The 20,675-nt window shown below is 40.2% G+C and carries 19 protein-coding genes and 1 pseudogene; 12 read left to right on the top strand and 8 right to left on the bottom strand.

Features of this window, described 5'->3' with window-relative positions:
* Positions 1 to 131: 131 nt before the first annotated feature.
* Both ftsH and rsfS read right to left on the bottom strand, forming a co-directional pair.
* Positions 132 to 2,140 (bottom strand): annotated as a pseudogene (ftsH, locus tag QE422_RS00680) (ATP-dependent zinc metalloprotease FtsH).
* 20 nt (positions 2,141 to 2,160) lie between these two features.
* The gene (rsfS, locus tag QE422_RS00685) at positions 2,161 to 2,523 is read right to left on the bottom strand and encodes a ribosome silencing factor (protein WP_300225864.1); all 363 of its coding nucleotides are present in this window, start codon (positions 2,521 to 2,523) and stop codon (positions 2,161 to 2,163) included.
* Between the two features lie 86 nt (positions 2,524 to 2,609).
* Between rsfS and QE422_RS00690 the strand changes: the two genes are divergently transcribed.
* A complete protein-coding gene (locus QE422_RS00690) occupies positions 2,610 to 3,326 on the top strand; it encodes a biotin--[acetyl-CoA-carboxylase] ligase (RefSeq protein WP_307454346.1) in 717 nt (238 codons plus the stop codon).
* On the opposite strand, the gene QE422_RS00695 is transcribed toward QE422_RS00690, so the two are convergent.
* From QE422_RS00695 to QE422_RS00710, 4 genes are read right to left on the bottom strand one after another with little or no spacing between them, the layout of a single operon-like run.
* Entirely contained in the window at positions 3,320 to 4,432 is a 1,113-nt protein-coding gene (locus tag QE422_RS00695; RefSeq protein WP_307454348.1) for an LptF/LptG family permease, read from the bottom strand. The genes QE422_RS00690 and QE422_RS00695 overlap by 7 nt on opposite strands.
* Positions 4,433 to 4,483: 51 nt before the next feature.
* Complete coding sequence (gene tgt / locus QE422_RS00700; protein WP_307454350.1) at positions 4,484 to 5,617, bottom strand: tRNA guanosine(34) transglycosylase Tgt; 1,134 nt, start codon at positions 5,615 to 5,617, stop codon at positions 4,484 to 4,486.
* Positions 5,618 to 5,621: 4 nt separating this feature from the next.
* Entirely contained in the window at positions 5,622 to 5,999 is a 378-nt protein-coding gene (locus tag QE422_RS00705) for a DUF4296 domain-containing protein (protein ID WP_307454352.1), read from the bottom strand.
* Entirely contained in the window at positions 5,996 to 6,712 is a 717-nt protein-coding gene (locus tag QE422_RS00710) for a polyprenol monophosphomannose synthase (RefSeq protein WP_307454354.1), read from the bottom strand. Before QE422_RS00710 ends, QE422_RS00705 begins: the two co-directional genes overlap by 4 nt.
* A 75-nt stretch (positions 6,713 to 6,787) precedes the next feature.
* Here QE422_RS00710 and QE422_RS00715 point away from each other — a divergent pair, with 75 nt between their 5' ends.
* The 5 genes from QE422_RS00715 to QE422_RS00735 all read left to right on the top strand — a co-directional run bounded on the left by QE422_RS00715 (position 6,788) and on the right by QE422_RS00735 (position 10,898).
* Entirely contained in the window at positions 6,788 to 7,456 is a 669-nt protein-coding gene (locus QE422_RS00715) for a DUF4271 domain-containing protein (RefSeq protein ID WP_373463313.1), read from the top strand.
* Positions 7,457 to 7,468: 12 nt separating this feature from the next.
* Positions 7,469 to 8,209 carry a uroporphyrinogen-III synthase gene (locus QE422_RS00720; RefSeq protein ID WP_307462259.1) on the top strand — a complete coding sequence of 247 codons (741 nt, stop codon included), beginning with the start codon at positions 7,469 to 7,471 and terminating at the stop codon, positions 8,207 to 8,209.
* A gap of 87 nt (positions 8,210 to 8,296) precedes the next feature.
* Positions 8,297 to 10,342, top strand: a complete 2,046-nt coding sequence (locus QE422_RS00725) for a S9 family peptidase (protein ID WP_307454357.1) — start codon at positions 8,297 to 8,299, stop codon at positions 10,340 to 10,342.
* Positions 10,343 to 10,345: 3 nt separating this feature from the next.
* Positions 10,346 to 10,543 carry a hypothetical protein gene (locus QE422_RS00730; protein ID WP_307454359.1) on the top strand — a complete coding sequence of 66 codons (198 nt, stop codon included), beginning with the start codon at positions 10,346 to 10,348 and terminating at the stop codon, positions 10,541 to 10,543.
* A 10-nt stretch (positions 10,544 to 10,553) separates the two neighbouring features.
* Entirely contained in the window at positions 10,554 to 10,898 is a 345-nt protein-coding gene (locus QE422_RS00735; protein WP_307454361.1) for a hypothetical protein, read from the top strand.
* A 189-nt stretch (positions 10,899 to 11,087) separates the two neighbouring features.
* On the opposite strand, the gene QE422_RS00740 is transcribed toward QE422_RS00735, so the two are convergent.
* Positions 11,088 to 11,573: an SRPBCC domain-containing protein gene (locus QE422_RS00740; RefSeq protein WP_307454362.1), complete on the bottom strand. Its 486-nt coding sequence runs from the start codon at positions 11,571 to 11,573 to the stop codon at positions 11,088 to 11,090.
* Between the two features lie 206 nt (positions 11,574 to 11,779).
* On the opposite strand from QE422_RS00740, the gene QE422_RS00745 reads away from it, so the two are divergent.
* From QE422_RS00745 to QE422_RS00765, 5 genes are all read left to right on the top strand, one after another.
* Positions 11,780 to 13,327, top strand: coding sequence for a sensor histidine kinase KdpD (locus QE422_RS00745; protein ID WP_307454364.1), 1,548 nt, complete (start codon positions 11,780 to 11,782; stop codon positions 13,325 to 13,327).
* An 80-nt stretch (positions 13,328 to 13,407) separates the two neighbouring features.
* Positions 13,408 to 14,094 (top strand): response regulator transcription factor, encoded by a 687-nt coding sequence (locus tag QE422_RS00750; protein ID WP_027380477.1) that lies wholly within the window; start codon positions 13,408 to 13,410, stop codon positions 14,092 to 14,094.
* A gap of 69 nt (positions 14,095 to 14,163) precedes the next feature.
* Positions 14,164 to 14,799 (top strand): hypothetical protein, encoded by a 636-nt coding sequence (locus QE422_RS00755; protein WP_307454368.1) that lies wholly within the window; start codon positions 14,164 to 14,166, stop codon positions 14,797 to 14,799.
* A gap of 18 nt (positions 14,800 to 14,817) precedes the next feature.
* A complete protein-coding gene (locus QE422_RS00760; RefSeq protein WP_307454370.1) occupies positions 14,818 to 15,186 on the top strand; it encodes a hypothetical protein in 369 nt (122 codons plus the stop codon).
* A 107-nt stretch (positions 15,187 to 15,293) separates the two neighbouring features.
* Positions 15,294 to 17,969 carry a TonB-dependent receptor domain-containing protein gene (locus tag QE422_RS00765; protein ID WP_307454371.1) on the top strand — a complete coding sequence of 892 codons (2,676 nt, stop codon included), beginning with the start codon at positions 15,294 to 15,296 and terminating at the stop codon, positions 17,967 to 17,969.
* Positions 17,970 to 18,217: 248 nt separating this feature from the next.
* Here the strand turns inward: QE422_RS00765 and QE422_RS00770 are convergent, their stop codons facing one another.
* A complete protein-coding gene (locus QE422_RS00770) occupies positions 18,218 to 19,456 on the bottom strand; it encodes an IS4 family transposase (RefSeq protein WP_307454373.1) in 1,239 nt (412 codons plus the stop codon).
* A gap of 288 nt (positions 19,457 to 19,744) precedes the next feature.
* On the opposite strand from QE422_RS00770, the gene QE422_RS00775 reads away from it, so the two are divergent.
* Entirely contained in the window at positions 19,745 to 20,602 is an 858-nt protein-coding gene (locus QE422_RS00775; RefSeq protein ID WP_307454374.1) for an AraC family transcriptional regulator, read from the top strand.
* The last annotated feature ends 73 nt before the right edge of the window (positions 20,603 to 20,675 follow it).

The raw sequence follows: 20,675 nt of genomic DNA on the forward strand, positions 1-20,675 counted from the left end.
TAGTTTATTTTTAGTCAACTTAATACAAAAATATAAATTAATCCCATAGAAATCCAAAAACATGCCGATAAATATGAAAAAACCTGACAATTTCAGAACTGTCAGGTTTTATGATGTTTAATTTTTAAGCTTTAGATCTGGGTAGGGCTTTCAGGTGCCTGGATTTCGCCTTCTCCTTCTTTTCCTTTAACAAGGATCTGCTCTTGCGGTTCCGCAGTAGGAATCGTATTCGTTACCGGTTTTTCCGTCAATTCAGGATCCCAGGCTCTTTTTCCAAATACCTCTCTTCCAAATCTTCGCGGAAGATTACTTCTTTTTCTAGAAGTTTAGTTGCCAAAGCATCCAGCTTGTCTTTGTTATCGGTTAGAATCTGTACCGCACGGTCGTATTGTGTTTCAATAAGCCCTCTGATTTCAACGTCTATTTTCTTAGCCGTTTCTTCAGAATAAGGTTTTCCGAAATTGTACTCAGACTGCCCTGAACTGTCATAATAAGAAATGTTTCCGATATTCGGGCTCAGACCGTAGATGGTTACCATTGCCTGTGCTCTCTTTGTAACACTCTCCAGATCGGAAAGCGCGCCTGTCGAGATATTATTAAAGATAACCTGTTCTGCCGCTCTACCTCCTAACGTCGCACACATTTCATCCAACATCTGCTCTGTAGTGGTCAATTGTCTTTCTTCAGGCAGGTACCATGCTGCTCCTAACGAACGACCTCTCGGTACAATCGTCACTTTCAAGAGTGGTGAAGCATGTTCTACCAGCCATGAAATGGTCGCATGTCCTGCTTCATGATAAGCAACTCTTTTCTTTTCAGATGGTTTGATGGCTTTGTTTTTCTTTTCAAGACCACCGATGATTCTGTCAACCGCGTCAAGGAAATCCTGCTTGCTTACCGAAGAATGATCATTTCTGGCAGCAATAAGGGCTGCTTCATTACAAACGTTGGCAATATCCGCTCCACTGAATCCAGGAGTCTGCTTTGCTAAAAACTCTCGGTCTACATTATCATCGAGTTTGATCTTCTTTAAGTGAACATCAAAAATCTGTCTTCTTTCATGCAGTTCCGGAAGGTCTACATAGATCGAACGGTCAAAACGTCCGGCTCTCATCAACGCTTTATCCAGGATATCCGCTCTGTTGGTCGCTGCCATTACAATAACGTTGGTATCGGTACCGAAACCATCCATTTCAGTAAGCAACTGGTTCAGTGTGTTTTCTCTTTCGTCGTTTCCGCCCGAGAAATTGTTTTTCCCTCTTGCACGTCCGATGGCGTCGATCTCATCAATAAAGATAATTGCTGGAGACTTAGCTTTAGCCTGGGCAAAAAGGTCTCTTACCCTTGAAGCACCAACCCCTACAAACATTTCCACGAAATCTGAACCTGAAAGCGAGAAGAAAGGAACTTTTGCTTCCCCTGCTACCGCTTTCGCCAATAAGGTTTTACCGGTTCCCGGAGGCCCAACTAAAAGAACTCCTTTAGGAATTTTACCTCCCAGTTTCGTATATTTTTCTGAGTTCTTCAAAAAGTCTACAACTTCCTGAACCTCTTCTTTAGCGCCTTCTAAACCGGCAACATCTTTGAATGTTACCTGAATTCTTTCTTTTTCGTCAAAAAGCTTGGCTTTTGATTTCCCGATGGAGAAAATCTGTCCTCCGGGGCCACCGCCGCTTCCCATTTTTCTGAAAAGAATAAAATAAAATATTCCCAGGATCGTAATCCAGATCAATGCCTGAACCAGAATATCCATTAGTGGGCTTTTTCCTACACCGTAATCTTTCGATGTTTTAATAGCCGGGTTTTGTGCTTTTACCTGGTCAAATTTCTGAAGGAAAAGCTGAAGGTCTCCGTATTTAACCGTATAATCTGCTTTCGGAGCCATTGAAAAAGCAGAAAGCGGATCGTTTTCTCTGGTGTTTACCGTCGCTGTTTTTGCAGCTTTTGTAAGGAAAACATCGGCTCTTTCGGTGTCTTTATAAATTATAATGTTCTGAACTTTTCCCGCCTGCATTTCTCTGAAGAACCCATCTTCATCGATAGACTTGGCGCTGTTGTCACCAAAAGAATTGGCCACAAAAAATAGCACCAGTGCTACAATCATGATCGGAAAAAACCAGTTAAATCCTTTGTTGTTCATTTATACTTTTTAAATTAATATTAATTTTCAATTCTCGTGATGGCGGCATCCCCCCAAAGCTCTTCGATATCGTAATACTCACGTACTTCTTTCTGGAAAATGTGAACGACTACCGAAACATAATCTACGAGTACCCACATGGAGTTTTCGGTACCTTCAACGTGCCAAGGGCGGTCTTTCAGGTCGTTTCTTACTTTCTTTTCCACACTTCCTGCCAAGGCCGAAACCTGGGTATTGGAGTTTCCGCTGCAAATGATGAACGTTTCTGCCACTGAGTTTTCGATGTTGGAAAGATCAAATATCATGATATCTTCGCCTTTTACATCCTGGATAGCCTCTACAATTTTATCTATTAGTGCTTGTTTTTCTGCTGTTTTATTCATTAAAAAATACTATAATCTGCAAATTTATTGTTTTTCTTTTACTTTAGCCTTACTTTTAACCCCCGAAAGTCTTAAAGTTTTCTTAAATGAGTCAATTATTTTACCTGAATGAATGTTCTTCTACTAATGACGAAATATCCAAGTTTTTACTTTACGAAAATTCAGATTTTATTACGGTGTATACATTCAATCAGACAAAAGGTCGCGGACAATACGGAAATACCTGGTCTTCAACGGCTGAAAAAAATTTGGCTTATACGCTGGCCATAAGGACTGAAAATTTCACGGCCTCCGATGTCATGTTCAATTATTATACCGCAATTGTTATTAGCGATTTTCTTGCCAATCTGGCTGAAACCCAGGTGAAAATAAAATGGCCTAATGATATCATCCTGAAAAATAAAAAAATCGTCGGAATTCTGATCGAGAAGAAAAAATTCAACCACCGGAATTATTTTATTATCGGAGCAGGATTCAATATTCTACAGGAAACATTTGATGAAATTTCCCATGCAGGCTCACTTCTGACACTTACGGGAAAACGTTTTGATCTCCACAAATTTGCTTTGCAATTGGATGAGTATTTAACAGAGAGGTTAAAAATTTTACCTTCCGAAAAGGAAATCCTGAATCTTTTTAATGAAAAGCTTTTCCGAAAGGATGAAATTTCAGTTTTTGAAAAGGATAAAAGGCGACAAAATGGCATCATCCGCAATGCTGATGAAAAGGGAGAGCTATGGATCGAACTTGAGGATGAAGGATTACAGTCTTTTTACCACAAAGAGATAAAACTGCTTTACTGATTGGCCCTTTTGATATAAAGAAAGGCAGCAAGCGGAAAAAACACAATATTCGGGAACCACATCGCCAGAGCCGGAGACATGCTTTTGTTCTCAGAAACCACTTTTAAAGCTTCAAACGAAAATACGAAAACAAAAGCCAGGGAAATCCCCAAAGCTAAGTTAACGCCCAGCCCTCCCCTTTTTTTCTGTGAAGAAAGGGAAAGTGCCAGAAAAGTAAGGATCACGATGGAAATAGGCATGGAAGTCCTCTGATGCAACTCATTCAGGTGGGCATTCAGATTGCTGTTTCCTTTTTCGGTTTCCCTTCGGATGAATTTTAAAAGTTCAGGCGTGGTTTTATTCTGCCCCAATAATTCGTTCGGGAAAAGTTCTTCCGGATCATGACCATAATTTTTCTTCAGGTCGAATCCGTTGGAAAGTTTTTCCGTATCGTCTTTATTGATGGTTTTTTCCGTGTATGAATTTAAAACGAAGATCTTCTTGTCCTTATCCCACGATACATCGGAAGCCTTCAGCTCATAAACCATTCTCCTGTTTTTATCAAACTTCTGATACAGGAACCCGGAACCTCTCTTTTCCCTTTTGTTCCAGGTGTTGATAAAGATATATTCGGTTTTGCTAAGCTGTGCGGAAACAGGAGCGGTACCGAGCACCTTCTCCTTATTCGTTGCATTGTAGGTATAAGCTTCCAGCTGGTTTTTCTGGATATTGGCCCACGGCAATAAAAAATGGTTGATTCCCAATGATAAGATGGCGATAAATAAAGAAGTCAGCAGATAAGGCCGGGCAAAGCGATGGAAACTGGCCCCGCTGCTTATTACCGCAACGATCTCGGTATTATTTGCCATTCTGGAAGTGAAATAAATCACTGAAATAAAGACCAGGATCGAAAGGAAGGTCATGATCAAGTTGATGATCCAGAACGGGTAGAAATGGATCAGAAAGTACGTAACATTCAGCTTCGGATCGATCGCCGTAGCGTTTTCGATCCTCGGGATCTTCTGCTGCACATCGATCACCAATACTACGATAGACAGCAATATCAGCATGAAACTGAAAGTCCCAAGGTATTTTCGTACGATATATCGGTCAATGATCTTTAGCATGCTACTGCATTTTTATTTAATTATTCCTGTCAGAATTTTCTTATTTCTCTATTACAATCTCTGGCGCAGCACTGGAACTACAGCGTCTTTCCACTGGTAGAAATCTCCTGCTAAAATATGTTCTCTTGCCGTTTTTACCAAATCCAGGTAAAAAGCCAGGTTATGAATCGAAGCAATCTGTTTCGCCAGGTATTCTTTGGAAACAAATAAATGCCTCACATACGCTTTTGAATATTCCGTATCTACGAAACTTGTTCCAAATTCGTCCAGCGGCGAAAAATCCTGCTTCCACTTTTCGTTTTTCATATTCATGACCCCTTTCCAGGTAAAGAGCATGGCATTTCTTGCGTTACGCGTCGGCATTACACAATCCATCATATCAATACCCAAACCGATCGATTCCAGGATATTCCACGGAGTTCCTACCCCCATCAGGTATCTTGGTTTTTCTTTCGGCAGAATATCGGTCACCTCATCGGTAATCCGGTACATTTCCTCTTCAGGCTCACCCACGGAAAGTCCGCCGATGGCATTTCCTTCAGCTCCCGATTCAGCTATCACTTCTGCAGAAATTTTTCTCAAATCTGAAAAAGTAGATCCCTGCACAATCGGGAAGAGTCTCTGCTTATGGCCATACAATTCAGGATTGTTTTCCGTCCATTCAATGCATCTTTTCAGCCAGCGGTGCGTAAGCTCCATCGAAGATTTCGCCTGGTTATACTCGCAGGGATAAGCCACACATTCGTCAAAAGCCATAAAAATATCGGCACCGATCTGTCGCTGGATTTCCATCGATTTTTCCGGGGAAAACATATGATAGCTTCCGTCGATATGAGATTTGAATCGGGCCCCTTCTTCGGACATCTTCCGGCTGCTCGCCAGTGAAAATACCTGAAAGCCTCCTGAATCCGTGAGAATAGGAAGATCCCAGTTCATGAATTTATGCAGCCCTCCTGCTGCCTGCATGGTTTCCATGCCCGGACGGAGGTATAAATGATAGGTGTTGCCCAGAATGATCTGCGCTTTTATATCTTCTTTTAATTCCCTCTGGTGAACGGTCTTTACACTCGCTACCGTTCCCACCGGCATAAAGATCGGGGTCTGAATCTTACCGTGATCCGTGGTAAGCTCTCCCGCTCTTGCTTTTCCTTCAGAGGTTTTTTCTATAGTAAAAAACTTTTGCATCTTCTTATCTCGATAAAACGGGAGGAGGCTGAAGTTCCCCCGGTTTATTTTTTTTATCCTTTACATACTGATCCGCCTTCGGATCTTTTTCCAATATTATTTTTTGTGCATCCTCCGCAATTCCCTGCATCTTTTCCTTTACAACATAGTATTTAAAGCTGGCAATAAAATCTTCGGATTTAATATTGTGCTGTTTTAAAACATATCTCGTCCCTGCTTCCAGATTGGAATTCGGATAGATAAATGTAGCCTGATCATTGATAGCCAGGTCTGCCAGTACTTCCGCCATCTGATCTTTGGAAAGCAGGTTCTTGGGCTTATCGATGTAGTCTCCGCAGGAAAAAAGACCCATCAGCACGAAAATGAAGAACAGTTTTTTCATAACCTGTTGATGAAAGATTTCCATTTTAAATTTAATACTCCGAAAACCGCTTCATGAATAATTCCGCCATTCATCTTGCTTTCTCCCAAAATTCTGTTGGTAAAAATGATCGGCACTTCCACGATTTTAAATCCTTTTTTAAAGGCCCTGAACTTCATTTCAATCTGAAATCCGTATCCTTTTAACTTTACATTATCGAGACCGATCTCCTCAAGTACTTTTTTTGAAAAACAGACAAAACCTGCCGTTGTATCATGAATCGGGAGTCCCAATACGAACCGTACGTATTTTGAAGCAAAATACGAAAGCAACACTCTTCCCATCGGCCAGTTTACCACATTTACCCCTTTGGAGTAGCGGGAACCGATGGCCATATCCGCATTCAGACAGGCTTCGAAAAGTTTCGGCAGATCGTTCGGGTTATGGGAAAAATCGGCATCCATTTCGAAAATGTAATCATAATTGTTCTCGATAGCCCATCTGAAGCCGTGGATATATGCTTTTCCCAGACCGTCTTTTACTTTTCGTACGGATAAGTGAAGATGATGCGGAAATGCCTTCTGCAGCTCTTTCACCTGTTCCGCCGTTCCATCAGGAGACGAGTCATCCACTACCAAAATATGAAAGTCATCTTCCAATGCAAAAACTGCGGAAATAATATCTTCAATATTTTCCTTTTCGTTGTAAGTCGGAATTATGACCAGTTTTTTCATTTCAGTTTGCAAAGATAGTTTATTTAACCTTTTTATTTTATACAAAATAATCTATAATTTTGCAAAAAAATTACGTTGCCGCTATCACAAAACTTTATAAATCATACGAGAATACCTGAGAACAACGACTGGGTAATCTTTATATTGTTAGGTTGTATCTTTTTATATCTTTTTATGATGAATATCGTAGAGAGAGAAGCCAACCTGAGAGACTTTCTGCTGCAGAAATATTTTGACTCCAGCAACAATTTGCCCAGCTGGGTCATTACTTCCTGCGTAGTGGTACTTACCCTGGCCGTCCTGATCTCGCAGTATGTTCCTATGGTTCCTAAATTCGTGGCTGACTTGCAGATTTTGGGGTACCAGCTGAACAAATTTGGGTTCTGCCTGATTGCCGTTATGCTTTTTTACCTGGTACGGACCAGCCTGGGATTTTTATTTTTCCAGAGTATCGGTGATGGAAAGAAGTGGACTATTTTTTATTTTACTGCTACAAAATTTTATTTTATTCTCTCCTTTTTACTGATTATTTTGTGTGTCACCCACTATTATTTCCCGGTTGACAGAAATAAAATATTTTTCTATTACCTGTTCTTTTTTTCTTTTGTATTCATTTTCAAGGTTTTTTTCTATTTATTTCACAAGAACAAGATCTTACCTGAAAAATGGTATTATAAATTTTTGTATATTTGCACCCTCCAAATCGCACCTCTTTTGTTGCTTTGGAAGCTATTATTTTTTTAATAAATGTCAATGATGAGAATAAAGTCTATATTGGTTTCTCAACCAGCGCCAAGTGAGTCGTCTCCGTACCTGGAAATTGCAAAGAAGGAAAAGATAAAGATTGATTTCCGTCCTTTCATCCACGTCGAAGGAGTTGACAATAAAGAACTGAGAACACAGAAGATCGATCTTACGCAATATACCGGAATCATTTTCACGAGTAAAAATGCGATAGACCATTACTTCAGATTAGCGGAAGAGCTGCGCTTTTCGGTACCTGACACGATGCGTTACATCTGCCAGTCCGAAGCGATTGCGAACTATCTTCAGAAGCATATCGTTTACAGGAAAAGAAAGATCAGCTTTGGAGAAAAGAATTTTTCCGATCTGTTGCCGCTTTTCAAGAAGTTCCCGACAGAGAAATATCTGCTTCCCTCATCAGATGTTCTGAGTCCGGATATCGTAAAAACAATGGAAGCTTCCAACGTAGATTGGAAAAGAGCGATTATGTACAGAACCGTTTGCAGCGATCTTACCGACATCAATGTAAAGGATTACGACATGCTTATCTTCTTCAGCCCGCAGGGGATCAAATCTCTGCAGCAGAATTTCCCAGGCTTCAAGCAGGAAGATACGAAAATCGGTGTTTTCGGATCTACCACTTCGGCAGCAGCAGAAGAAGCAGGATTGAAAGTGGATTTGATGGCGCCTACAAAAGAAACTCCGTCCATGACCATGGCATTGGAAAAATATATTAAAGCACTTCACAAATAAGTTTTAATATAAAAATATAAAGCAACCGTCTTTTCATACAGGAAAGATGGTTTTTTTTTAACTAAATTTGAACAAGAATTAATATTAATGGAAGCTCCAAAGGCAAAAAAAATAGAAAAACTCCTCGAAACACACGGTGATCAAAGAATTGATAACTATTTCTGGCTCAACGAAAGGGAAAATCCCGAAGTCATTAAATATCTTGAAGAAGAAAATACGTATGCCGATTTCGTGATGAAAGATACGGAGCAGCTGCAAGAAGAACTCTTTGAGGAAATGAAAGCCCGCTATAAGAAAGATGATGAGTCCCTGCCGTATTTTTTCAATGGATATTGGTATATCGTTCGGTATGAAGAAGGAAAAGAATATCCGATCTTCTGCAGAAAATACCAAAGCCTGGAAAACGAAGAGGAAATTATTCTCGATGTCAACATCCTGGCGGAAGGCGAAAATTATTTTGAAGTAGGCAGCGTGGCTGTAGCTCCGAATAATGAATTAGCTTCTTTTTCAACCGATAATGTAAGCCGCAGGATTTACAGCATCAATTTCAAAAATCTTAAAACAGGCGAAATCCTTACTGATAAAATTGAGAATACGACCGGAAAAGCAGTCTGGGCCAATGATAACGAACATGTATTCTACATCAGAAAAGACGAAAGCCTGAGAGCTTTCCAGGTTTACCGTCATAAGCTGGGAACCGACGCTTCTGAAGATGTGCTGATTTTCCATGAAGAAGACGATACCTTTGACGTAAATGTCTTCAAAACAAAATCCCTGGAATATATTTTTATTGCCAGCTCAAGCACGATTTCGGATGAACACCGGTTTATCCCTTCCGACAATGTTTTTGCAGACTGGACGATTATTCAGCCGAGGATTGACGATCTGGAATATTCCGTAGAACATTACGAAGACGAATTTTACATCATTACGAATGCAGATGATGCTTTCAATTTTAAAATCGTAAAAACCAAAATCGATAACTGCGGTATGGAAAACTGGGTGGATGTTATTCCGCACCGCCCTGAAGTTCTGCTGGAAGGTTTTGAGATCTTTAAAAATTACCTGGTGCTTGAAGAGCGCGAGCAGGGCCTTTTACAGATTAAGATCATCGACGAAAAAACGCAGGAATCTTATTACCTACCGTTCTCGGATCCTACCTATACGGCCTATATCGGGGTAAATCTTGAATTTGATACGGAAGTTCTCCGCTACGGCTATACTTCCCTTACGCAGCCAAGTTCTACCTACGAATACAATATGAAAGAGAAGACCACCATTCTTCTTAAGCAGCAGGAAGTACTGGGCGGAAAATTTTTCCCGGAAAACTACATTTCGGAAAGAATCTGGGCAGATTCCAGAGATGGGGAGACAAAAATTCCTATTTCTCTGGTATATCATAAAGACACAAAAAAATCTGCGGATACCCCGCTGCTTTTATACGGATACGGAAGTTACGGCCATACGGTAGATGCAAGTTTCTCGAATGTACGGCTTTCGATCCTGGACAGAGGTTTTATTTATGCCATAGCACACATCAGAGGAGGAGAATACCTGGGAAGAGAATGGTATGAAGACGGAAAAATGCTGTTCAAGAAAAATACGTTCTTCGATTTTATTGATGCCGGAACGTTTTTAATTAAAGAAAATTACACTTCATCCAAACATCTGTATGCCATGGGCGGAAGCGCCGGAGGATTGCTGGTAGGAGCAGTAATGAATTACGAACCTTCCTTATTCAACGGGATCGTGGCGCAGGTTCCTTTTGTGGATGTGGTGACGACCATGCTGGATGAAACCATTCCTTTGACAACCGGAGAATACGACGAATGGGGAAATCCGAATGACGAAGAATATTACTATTACATGAAAGAATATTCACCGTACGATAATGTAGAAGCCAAAGATTATCCGAATGTACTGATCACTACCGGACTGCACGATTCGCAGGTTCAGTATTGGGAGCCGGCCAAATGGACTGCAAAACTGAGGGAATTGAAAACGGATAATAACCTCTTGGTTTTTAAGACCGATATGAGCGCAGGCCACGGCGGAGCAAGCGGAAGGTTTGAATCCTTAAAAGAAGATGCCCTGGAATATGCATTTTTACTAAAACTCGAAAATAAAAATTAAGATATGACTCTCCTGATTATTTTCATTGGCATTGCTCTCGTGTATTATCTTTTCCAAAAAAGCAGAATCAATCGAATTGAAAAACAGGAATACCTGCGGGAAAAGAGAGATGAAAAGTTTGAGCAGCTTCTGAATCTTGCAAGAAAGCAGGACGCGGCAAAATCTGAAGCGCAGCATATCCATAACAATCAGGAAAATTGATTTATACATTATGAATAACGAAGCAGAATATTGGCAGAAAGTAGAACAATTTTTCATTGAAAATTTTGATACGGAGAAAAATGCGCCTATTGAAACCTATCTTTTCCTGATAGGCCTTCAGGAACTGGGCAGCGGCCAGCAGAAATATACGAAAGACGATAAAGTTAACCTCATCCATATTGCCGTATGCAGGCTGCTGGAACCGTTCGGGTACTATAAATTTTCGCATTACGACGACGACGGTTATCCCCATTTTGAAAAACTGGAAGACCTTCCGGAACTGAAGCCTAATGAGCAGCAGCTCTTGATGAAAAAAGCGATCATTCAGTATTTTCAGGATGAGGAATTGATTTAAAGTTTAATTTTAATCTTTTTAAAATAAAAAAGGAAAGTAGTAGTTACTTTCCTTTTTATTTTTGAAATAATTCTTTTTACACTTTGACTAAAGCCGATGGAATGGCTTTATATTGAAAACGGGCTGAAGCCCGTTCTTACGGATAAAGGTGTTTCCATTGGCATTTTCTGGAATGATCACCGTCAGGTATTACTTCAGAATTTCATCCAGCTGAGTTAACCCCGTTTTAAATCCTTCTTCAAAACCCATTCCTAGCAATTTTGTTAACACCTCTTCGCTCGGAAAATGGATATTAACCGTTACTTTTGTTCCTTCTTCCACCCCTGTAAAGCCGAAAAGCCATTTTACTTCAGGAAAATCAGGACTTTCAATTCCGTTTTCATCGCAGAAAGAATCGGTTCCGTCGAAGCTGCGGTGTTCGGTAATTTCTCCGAACTTTACTTTCGCATAATGCCGTTCTCCCGCCGGCCCAACCATCGCATACAGCCATGTTCCGCCATTTTTAAAATCCTGGGTTTTCGTTTCGCATTTCCAGGGTCTCGGTGCCCACCATTGGTCTAGCAATTCGGATTTTGTAAAATAGTCCCAGACTTTTGATACTTCAGCATCATAGATTTTCATTACATAGATGCTTTTTGCATCGAAATCTTTGTTGAAAATAGTATTGGATTCCATAAAAAATATTTTGTTTATACAAAGCTACAGTTTATTTTAAGCATGGCTAGTTTTCCTATGCCACCCATTTAAAAATTCCTAAATAAATGTTAAAAAATAGATTTTTAAGAAAAATTACACAATTTTATGGCTTATTTTTTGTTTATTAAATCACAAAATAATAATTTTAACATTTACTATTTAAAAAACCCATTAAAAATCAATAAATGAATAATAAATTCATTCCAATAATTTCAGTGTTTATGACGATCTCACTGATTGTTTTCGTAACACTCCAGTTTTATTGGCTGAAAAATTATTATGGTGCGCTGGAACAGGACTTTTCTTCAAAAGTCTATTCTGCATTGGAAGGAACAACCAAAAGCATCGGTGAAATTGAGCTTGATAAATACCTGAATGTCGAAAACAAGGATTTCAGGAACAATATTCTGGCCAATAGTGAGCAGCCGACTTTAACGACCATCCAGCAGGTAGAGGATTCCGGCAAGCAACGACAGATCATTTACCTGAAAAACATTATCGAAAAAAGCCAGCTTCCGATTTCGCAGAAAGGAGATTCCATCAAGCTTACCAAATTATACACCGACGAAGCGGCCTATAAAATAAAGCGCGATACAACCGACCGCGGCATCCTTACGGCCGACCTCAACCAGGATATTGAAAATGGCGATTATTCAATGAAAGAATACGCCAAGATCGTAGGAAACAACCTCCCGATATCGAAAAGGGTAAATTCCAAGGTTCTGGATTCCGTGATTACCAAAGAGCTCCGGATTCGTGGGATTTCCGCTAAATTCGGCTATGGGATTATCGACAAGAATAACAACCTTACTAAAGTAGTAAGCAGGGATTATAAAGACCGGAAAGATAACAATACGTACAGTTATCCGCTGTTTACGGATCAAAAAGAAAGAACGCTGTATAGCTTAGCTCTGGTATTCCCGAAAAAGGATTATTCCCTGGCCATGAACAACTGGCCGATGCTGTTGGGAACTTTTCTGTCCTTGTTAACGATTTTGGGAATTTACATTATTTCCATCAACTATATGATGAAACAGAAAAAGCTGGCGGAGGTAAAAACGGATTTCATCAACAATATGTCCCATGAGTTTAAGACGCCGCTGGCGACGATTTCCGTAGCCACCGATTCCTTAGCCAACGATAAGATTGCCACCAATCCGGATAAGGTAAAATATTATTCGGAACTGATCAAGCAGGAGAACCTGAGGATGAAAAAACAGGTGGAGAACGTCCTGAACATGTCGAAGCTGGAAAGAAACGAAGTCCGGTTGTTTTTAAAGGAGACCAATGTACGCGAACTGATCCGCAGGACAACGGAATCTTTTAACCTGATCGTCCAGCAAAGAAACGGGACCCTTGTGCAGGAATTTAACGCAACGCATTATAATTTTAAAATCGATGAGTTCCATATTTCCAATATGCTGGTAAACCTTTTGGATAATGCCAACAAATATTCGCCGGAGGCACCGGAAATCACGATCCGAACCAAGAATGAAGGGCATTTTTATGTAATAGAAGTTTCAGATAAGGGAATGGGAATGGAAACCCATAACAAAACGAAGATTTTTGAGAAATTCTTCAGAGAAGAAACAGGAAATATCCATAATGTAAAAGGACAGGGATTAGGGCTTTCCTATGTGAAAAAAATTGTAGAACTTCATAAAGGACAGATTATTGTAGATTCTTCTAAAGGAAAAGGAAGTACCTTTACAATTAAACTGCCGATGAGCTAGATAAAAAATAAACCAAAACAAAATACAGGAAGAAAAGAGTGACGGGTTCATTCTGACGATTAATTTTAATAATTTAAACTATGAGCAACAGAATATTATTAGTAGAAGACGACCAGAGTTTCGGGGCTGTGCTGAAGGATTATTTAACGATAAATAATTTCGAGGTTACTCTTGCCACCGACGGCGAACAGGGATTGAAAGAGTTTACGGAAAACGAATTCGACATCTGCATTTTTGACGTGATGATGCCGAAAAAAGACGGTTTTTCCCTGGCTGAAGACGTAAAAAAAATCGATAAAAATACCCCGATCATTTTCCTTACGGCAAGAAATATGAGGGAAGACATTCTGAAGGGATATCAGCTGGGTGCGGACGATTATATCACCAAGCCTTTCGATACCGAATTGCTGTTGTACAAGATCAAGGCTATTCTTCAGAGAAGCTCTACGCTGGAAAATGAAGAGCAGGAACAGTTCAAGATCAGCAACATCTTCTTCGATTCCATGCTGAGACAGTTGAGAGTAGGTGATAATGAATACAAGCTTTCTCCAAAAGAAAATGAGCTGTTGAAGCTGCTTTGCATCCACAGAAACGATTTTATGCCAAGAGACCTGGCCTTAAGAAAGATCTGGAAAAAAGAGAATTATTTCACGGCAAGAAGTATGGACGTTTATATTGCAAAACTCCGTAAGCTGCTGAAAGACGACGAAGGACTGGAAATCATCAACGTACACGGTGAAGGATTCAGACTTTTGGTTAAGAATTAATTTAAAATAAATTATTATAAATATAAAGTTAGCAAAGCAATTAAAAATGTTTTGCTAATTTTGTTTTATATGAAGAATACATTGTTGGGCCTGATGGCCATTTCTATAATTACAGTTTCTTGTAAAAAAGACGAGAGAGCCACCTATCTTACGGAAGAAGCAGGCGTTGAGCAGCCGGCTGTGGCTGTAAACCAGGCTCCAAAGGCTTCTCTTATAGACCAGGCGGGCATTACCACTGGTTCCGGAACAGCAACCGTTACCGCCGCCGGGATGAACCCTCCTCACGGGCAACCGGGACACCGGTGTGATATTCCTGTCGGGCAGCCTTTGAATTCCGCTCCGGCACAACCGCAAAACGGACAGAATGTAGCGGTAAATACCCAGCAGGGACAAGCCATCCAGATTGATCCTAATGCGCTTCAGCCCGGAAAGTTTACCGTAGACAAAAGCGGAAAAGCAAAAACCGTAACTCCAAAAGGAATGAATCCGCCTCACGGAGAACCTGGGCACCGATGTGACATTCCTGTCGGACAGCCTCTGAACAGCAAACCGGCTCAGACCCAGCAACCGGCTCAGGTAGTTGCACAAAACACACCGGTTCAGGCTGCTGCACCGGCACCTACAGGTCCGAAACCGGCAGCAAACCCTCCGCACGGAGAGCCTTGGCACAACTGCGCCGTGAAAGTTGGTGAAGCTTTACCATAAATTTTGTATTTTTGCAGCATGAAATTATTTCAGATCATAACGATTATTTTCTGCTTAGGAATATTCTTTATTCCTAAAGATAATTTCTATGCGCAGAAGATGCAGGAGACCTGCTGCAAAAATGATTCTGAAATGAGCTGCTGTAAGAAAGACCATCAGCAGCATTCCAAAGAAAACCAGGGTAAGAAAGATAAAAAATCCTCATGCAGCGACGATTGCTGCTCTACCTGCGTTACCTGCTACACGTATATAGAAACACCGTGCTCCAGGAATCTGCAGGCGGAGATTTCGTATTATCAATCCAATAAAAATTTACAGTTCGAATATTCGGATCCGTATATTTCAGACCGTTTAAAAGAAATCTGGCAACCGCCGAAAATAGGTTAATTAAATAAACTTAACAATGTATCCGTTTAGCAATTTATCAATGTTTTCAGATGACTACTTTGCTATATCGAGACATTCATTTAATTAATCTAAATTTTTTAAACCCCATGAAATTATATATTTCCAGGATTATTCTTGGTATATTCTTAATATCTGCCTCATTGATATCGGCTCAAAATCTTTCTAAAAACAGTTTTACGGTAAAAGGAAACTGCAACATGTGCAAAGAAAGAATTGAAACTACCGCCAGAAAGGCAGGCGCAAAAACGGCAGTCTATTCCGTAGACCTTCAAACACTGACTCTAGAAACAGATAATACCGTTTCAACAGACGAAATCCTGAAAAAAGTAGCCGATGCCGGCCATGACAATGAAAAGTTCAAAGCTCCTGAAAACCGCTATCAGGCCCTGCCCGACTGCTGCCATTACGAGCGGAATCTACAGGCTGCGACTACAGAAAATCACGATCATCCTTTAAAAAAGGAAAATGAATTCTATGTAAAAGGCAATTGCGAATCCTGCAAAGCCCGCATTGAAAAAGCCGCTAAGGATGCCGGTGCCGATGCAGCCGAATGGAACGCGGAAACCCAGACCGTCGCTTTACATTTTGATTCGGCTAAAACCTCATCCGATAAGATCTTAAAGAAAATAGCGGAGGTAGGCCACGATAATGAAAAGTACAAATCCGGCGACAATACCTATAAAAACCTTCCTTCCTGCTGTCTGTATGACCGGACAATCCCGTTCGGGGAAGCTAATCCAAAAGTTCATTTAGAAGAATCTGAAGCATCAGAGCATTCGGAGCATACAGTTTCCAATACTGAACATTCTGCCGGAAAAGCCATTGAGGGCGTTACGGTAACAGGATCCAAAGCGGCTACCTCATTACAGAAAAAAGAGGCCGGACTGGTTTTTAACATCGATAAAAAAGAATTATTGAAAGCCGCCTGCTGCAACTTATCCGAAAGCTTTGAAACCAATGCCACGGTAGATGTCTCCTTCAGCAATGCCGTGACGGGAACCAAACAGCTTAAAATGCTGGGCCTGGATCAGAAATACACCAGCCTGACAAAGGAACTTCTGCCTGAAATCCGGGGATTGGCTTCTGCCTATGGACTCAATTTCATCCCCGGAAGGTGGATTGAAAGTATCCAGCTCACAAAAGGAGGCAGTACGGTAACCAATGGCTATGAAAGCATCACCGGACAGATCAACAGCGAGCTGCTGAAAAATGCTAAAGCGCCGGAAACTTCATTAAACCTCTTTGCCGATTTCAACGGAAGAACCGAAGCGAATATCACCAGCGTCTCACCGATCAACGAAAAATGGTCGCAGACGTTTCTGCTGCATGGAAACGGTACTTTCGGAGAGACGGATATGAATAAGGATGGGTTTCTGGACCGGCCGAAAGGAACCCAGCTGAATGCCGCTTATCTGCTCAACTACAATGATTTGGAAAAGTCAGGCTTAGGTTCGCATTTCGGAATTAATTTTATCAAGGATGAAAGGATTTCCGGACAGATTGGTTTTGATAAAAAAATCCCTCAGGAAAAGCAGTCACTCTATGGAGTAGAAATTGATATTTCCAGGTTTCAGGTCTGGAATAAAACAGGATACGTTTTTAAAGGCAAGCCTTACCAAAGCTTAGGCTGGATGAACCAGTACACCTATCACCAGCAGGACAGCTTCTTCGGATTGAGAAATTATTCCGGGAAGCAGCAGACATATTATTCCAACTTGATTTTTGAAAGTATTCTGGGAAATACCAACCATAAATACATAGCCGGGGCAAGCTTTATGTACGACGGTTATGATGAAACCTATCTGGCAGACCGTTTTAAAAGAAACGAGATCGTTCCCGGAGCATTTGCAGAATATACGCTTACCGGTTTAAAGTATACCTTAGTAGCCGGAGCAAGGGTTGATTTCCACAACCTCGCAGGAACGCAGTTTACACCGAGACTGAATTTTAAATACGATTTTACACCACAGACCATTCTGAGGCTTTCTGCGGGAAGAGGTTTCCGGACAGCCAATATTTTTGCGGAAAGCCAGCCGTATTTTGCCTCCAACAGAAGCATTCAGATCTTAGAAAATGGCGGCAACATCTATGGACTGAAACCTGAAATTGCCTGGAACTACGGAGCCAGCCTGCAACAGGAATTTAAAATCTTCGGCAGAAAATCAACCGTTGTTGCAGACTTTTTCAGAACCGATTTCAAGGATCAGGTGATGGTGGATCTGGACCGTTCCCCTCAACAGCTGAATTTCTATAATTTGGAAGGAACATCATTTGCCAACTCATTCCAGACCCAATGGGATTTTATCCCGCTTAAAAATTTAGAAGTAAGACTGGCTTACAAATATTACGATGTCCAGGCAGATTACCTGACAGGAAGAAGAGAGGTGCCATTTATGGCGAAACACAGAGGATTTGTAAATGTTGCTTATTCCACCAATAAAGATAAGCAAGGCGGATTCTGGAGTTTTGATACGACGCTGAATATTGTCGGAAAACAAAGGCTGCCGGACACCTCCTCCAACCCTGCTGCTTTTAAGCTTCCGGCATACTCAGGATCCTATGTGGTTCTGAATGCTCAGGTTTCAAAAAACTTCAATAAAAAAATCAGGGCTTATGTCGGTGGTGAAAACCTGACTTCCTATTACCAGAAGAACGCAATCCTAGATGTAAAAAATCCTTTCGGAAATTATTTCGACGGCGGAATGGTTTATGCTCCGATTATGAAGGCTAATTTTTATATCGGGTTGGATGTGAGTTTTTAGGATTGAATTTAAATAGAGTAAGATCAGAATGAATTACAGCTAATTTAACAGGAACTTAATGTGACATAAAATGAGTGGGCTGAAATTAAATTGATCATATTTCATCAATAGCGTCGGGCTTTAGCCCGATATGAAAATTGTAACTCCAAATTGGCTAAAGCCGAAATTTATTATAGGTTTTGGCTAAAGCCGCTCAGTATCCGCCATATTGTGAATGGGCTAAAGCCCAATGTCATTAAGTTAAGGTCTTATAGATTTTTTTTATAGTTTTTAGTGACCTTTGGTTTCGCTCTGACTCTGTATTTTAAAATATTCCTTTTAAAGGATCTTTTGGGTCTGACGGGGATCATATGAGAAGCAAAAAGAATTTTAAGCTCTGCCACTATATCCTCTTTTTTTACATTGCTAAAGAGCAAATTCAAAATTCTGTTTTTCATCAAGCTGTAAGAAAGGGAAGTATTGACTTTGTACCGGTACTTCTTTTTCGTATCAACTTCATTAAGCTCCTGTTCGAGTTCTCTGACAATAAGGGTCTGTATATTGCTTACAAGCAAAGTAGAATAGAAATCCTGTAAGATGCTGTTGTTTGAGTAACCGGAAAATTCCTCCAGGTGAAGCTTGTTTTTGATTTCATCAAAATAGGTTTCTATGCCCCAGCGTTCAAAATATAGGGCTTTGAAAATCTCCGAAGGATAACAAGCCTCATCTAAAAGAGAGGTTGCAAGAACTTCGATGGTGCCATTATCCAGTACGACACGCAACAATCTTACCTTAAAAGTATAGTCTCTACCATAATCTTTTCCTGACAGATCTACGTTGGGAGAAGGCTTAAAGTCTGTTATCATACTGGATATTCCGCTTTTGACGAAATCTTTTATGGTTTGGTTCAAACCTACTTTTACGCGCATAAGGTAGTTAAAATTTCTTTTGTGATGCTGATAAAAGAAATCAAATGAAGCAAAACCACGGTCATATAGCAGCAGATCATTATGGCAACAATGAGCCAACAGCTCAAGAGCCTGTAAACGTTCATCAGTATCTATAGAAGAAAGTACCCCTTTTAAACAGATTTTATTGATTGTATCATACAGTACGCAGGCTTTGGCCTGTACGCAGGTATGAGAAGTCTGGTTTTTGGATACACCATAAATCTCTTCCAGCTCTCGGGTTTGAGGTAGATTAATTCTCGAACCATCAATAGCCAACAGACGAAGACCATTGAATTTGGTCTGTACTGCAGAATTATCTGTATAGAATTCTTCCACAAGCCGCTTGTTCAGATGAATAAAAACCTCGGGCTTTATCTTTTTTCTGTTCTGTACGTATGCACTTTTTGTAAAAGTATTCTGTGTCTGGCCCAAAGATCTTATATAGTGAATGAAATTTACAATCTCACAGGACAGGCTTTTGGTAATGAAGTTGAGCATAAACAAAAGCGTATTTGAAAAGCTCAACTTCCTTTTGCGGGTGAAATCTCTGCTACTCATCCTGTATTCATTACAAATAGCCACGCTGTGGATTTCCTCCTCCAATGATAATAAAATATCTGAAACATTTTTTTTGCATAATAAGAAAATGAAAGATTAAATCTCAAATTTAGCAAAAACATAACACTAAAAAATACTAACTTAATGACATTGGGCTAAAGCCCATTTCTATTGATATTAAATAGTATACTTAGCTTATTAAAAACATTCAGCATGGCTTATAAAACTATTTAACTTAAAGCCATGCTTTTTTGTATCTTTAGCTAAAGAAATATTGCTTACTTACTGATGCTTATTTTTGAAGACCATTACAAAAAACTGGGTTTCGAAACCTTTTCTGAACAAAATCTGCAGGACTTTACAGAGAGCCGGTACAAATCCGAAATCAAGATTTTTCATGTTCCGGAAGGTTATGAACTGACCATAGATTTTAAAAACTACAAAAACGAAAATCCGGCCCTGTTTTTCCTTACCAGCCAGCACCTGCAGGTGGAACACGGCACCGGAGAATCCCAACTACTGTATTATAACCGTGACTTTTACTGCATCCAGATCCACGATAAAGAAGTGGCCTGTGACGGGCTGCTTTTTCACAATGTCTTTGAAATTCCTTTTGTTGAGCTGGACAAAGAGGAAAACAGAATGGTTAAAAATTTGTTCAGGAGCATTAGGGAGGAATTGGAGGACCAAGATTCGTCTGCTGAAGAAATGATCCGTACCTATGTAAAACAGATCATCATCCGCGCCACCCGAAAATGGAAAAAGCAGAACCTGGATAACGATAAGATCAAAATTCCCGGCAACGAACTGGAAATTTTCCGGGATTTCAGCCGGCTGCTGGAAATCCATTTCAGGAAAAAGCATCATGTATCAGATTATGCAGAGCTGCTGCATATGGCCCCAAAAACGTTAACGCACAAATTTAAAAGCTTAAAACTGGAATCCCCGAACCAGTTAATCATCAACCGGATTTTACTGGAAGCCAAAAGACTGCTCTTTTATACCGATAAGCCTGTAAAAGAAATTGCCTATGATCTGGGATATGATGATCCGGCTTATTTTAACCGTCTTTTCACCAATAAAACAGGAAATACGCCTTCCAGCTTTAAGAAAAACTATATGTCGGGAAAAAAGTACAAGAGTTAGTTCTTTTTATCTATTGAATCGGAACAATATCTGCTATAGCTTTGTCCTATTAAAAAATTCTAACAACAAAAAA

This window comes from Chryseobacterium sp. SORGH_AS_0447 (assembly GCF_030818695.1).
Taxonomy (GTDB): domain Bacteria; phylum Bacteroidota; class Bacteroidia; order Flavobacteriales; family Weeksellaceae; genus Chryseobacterium.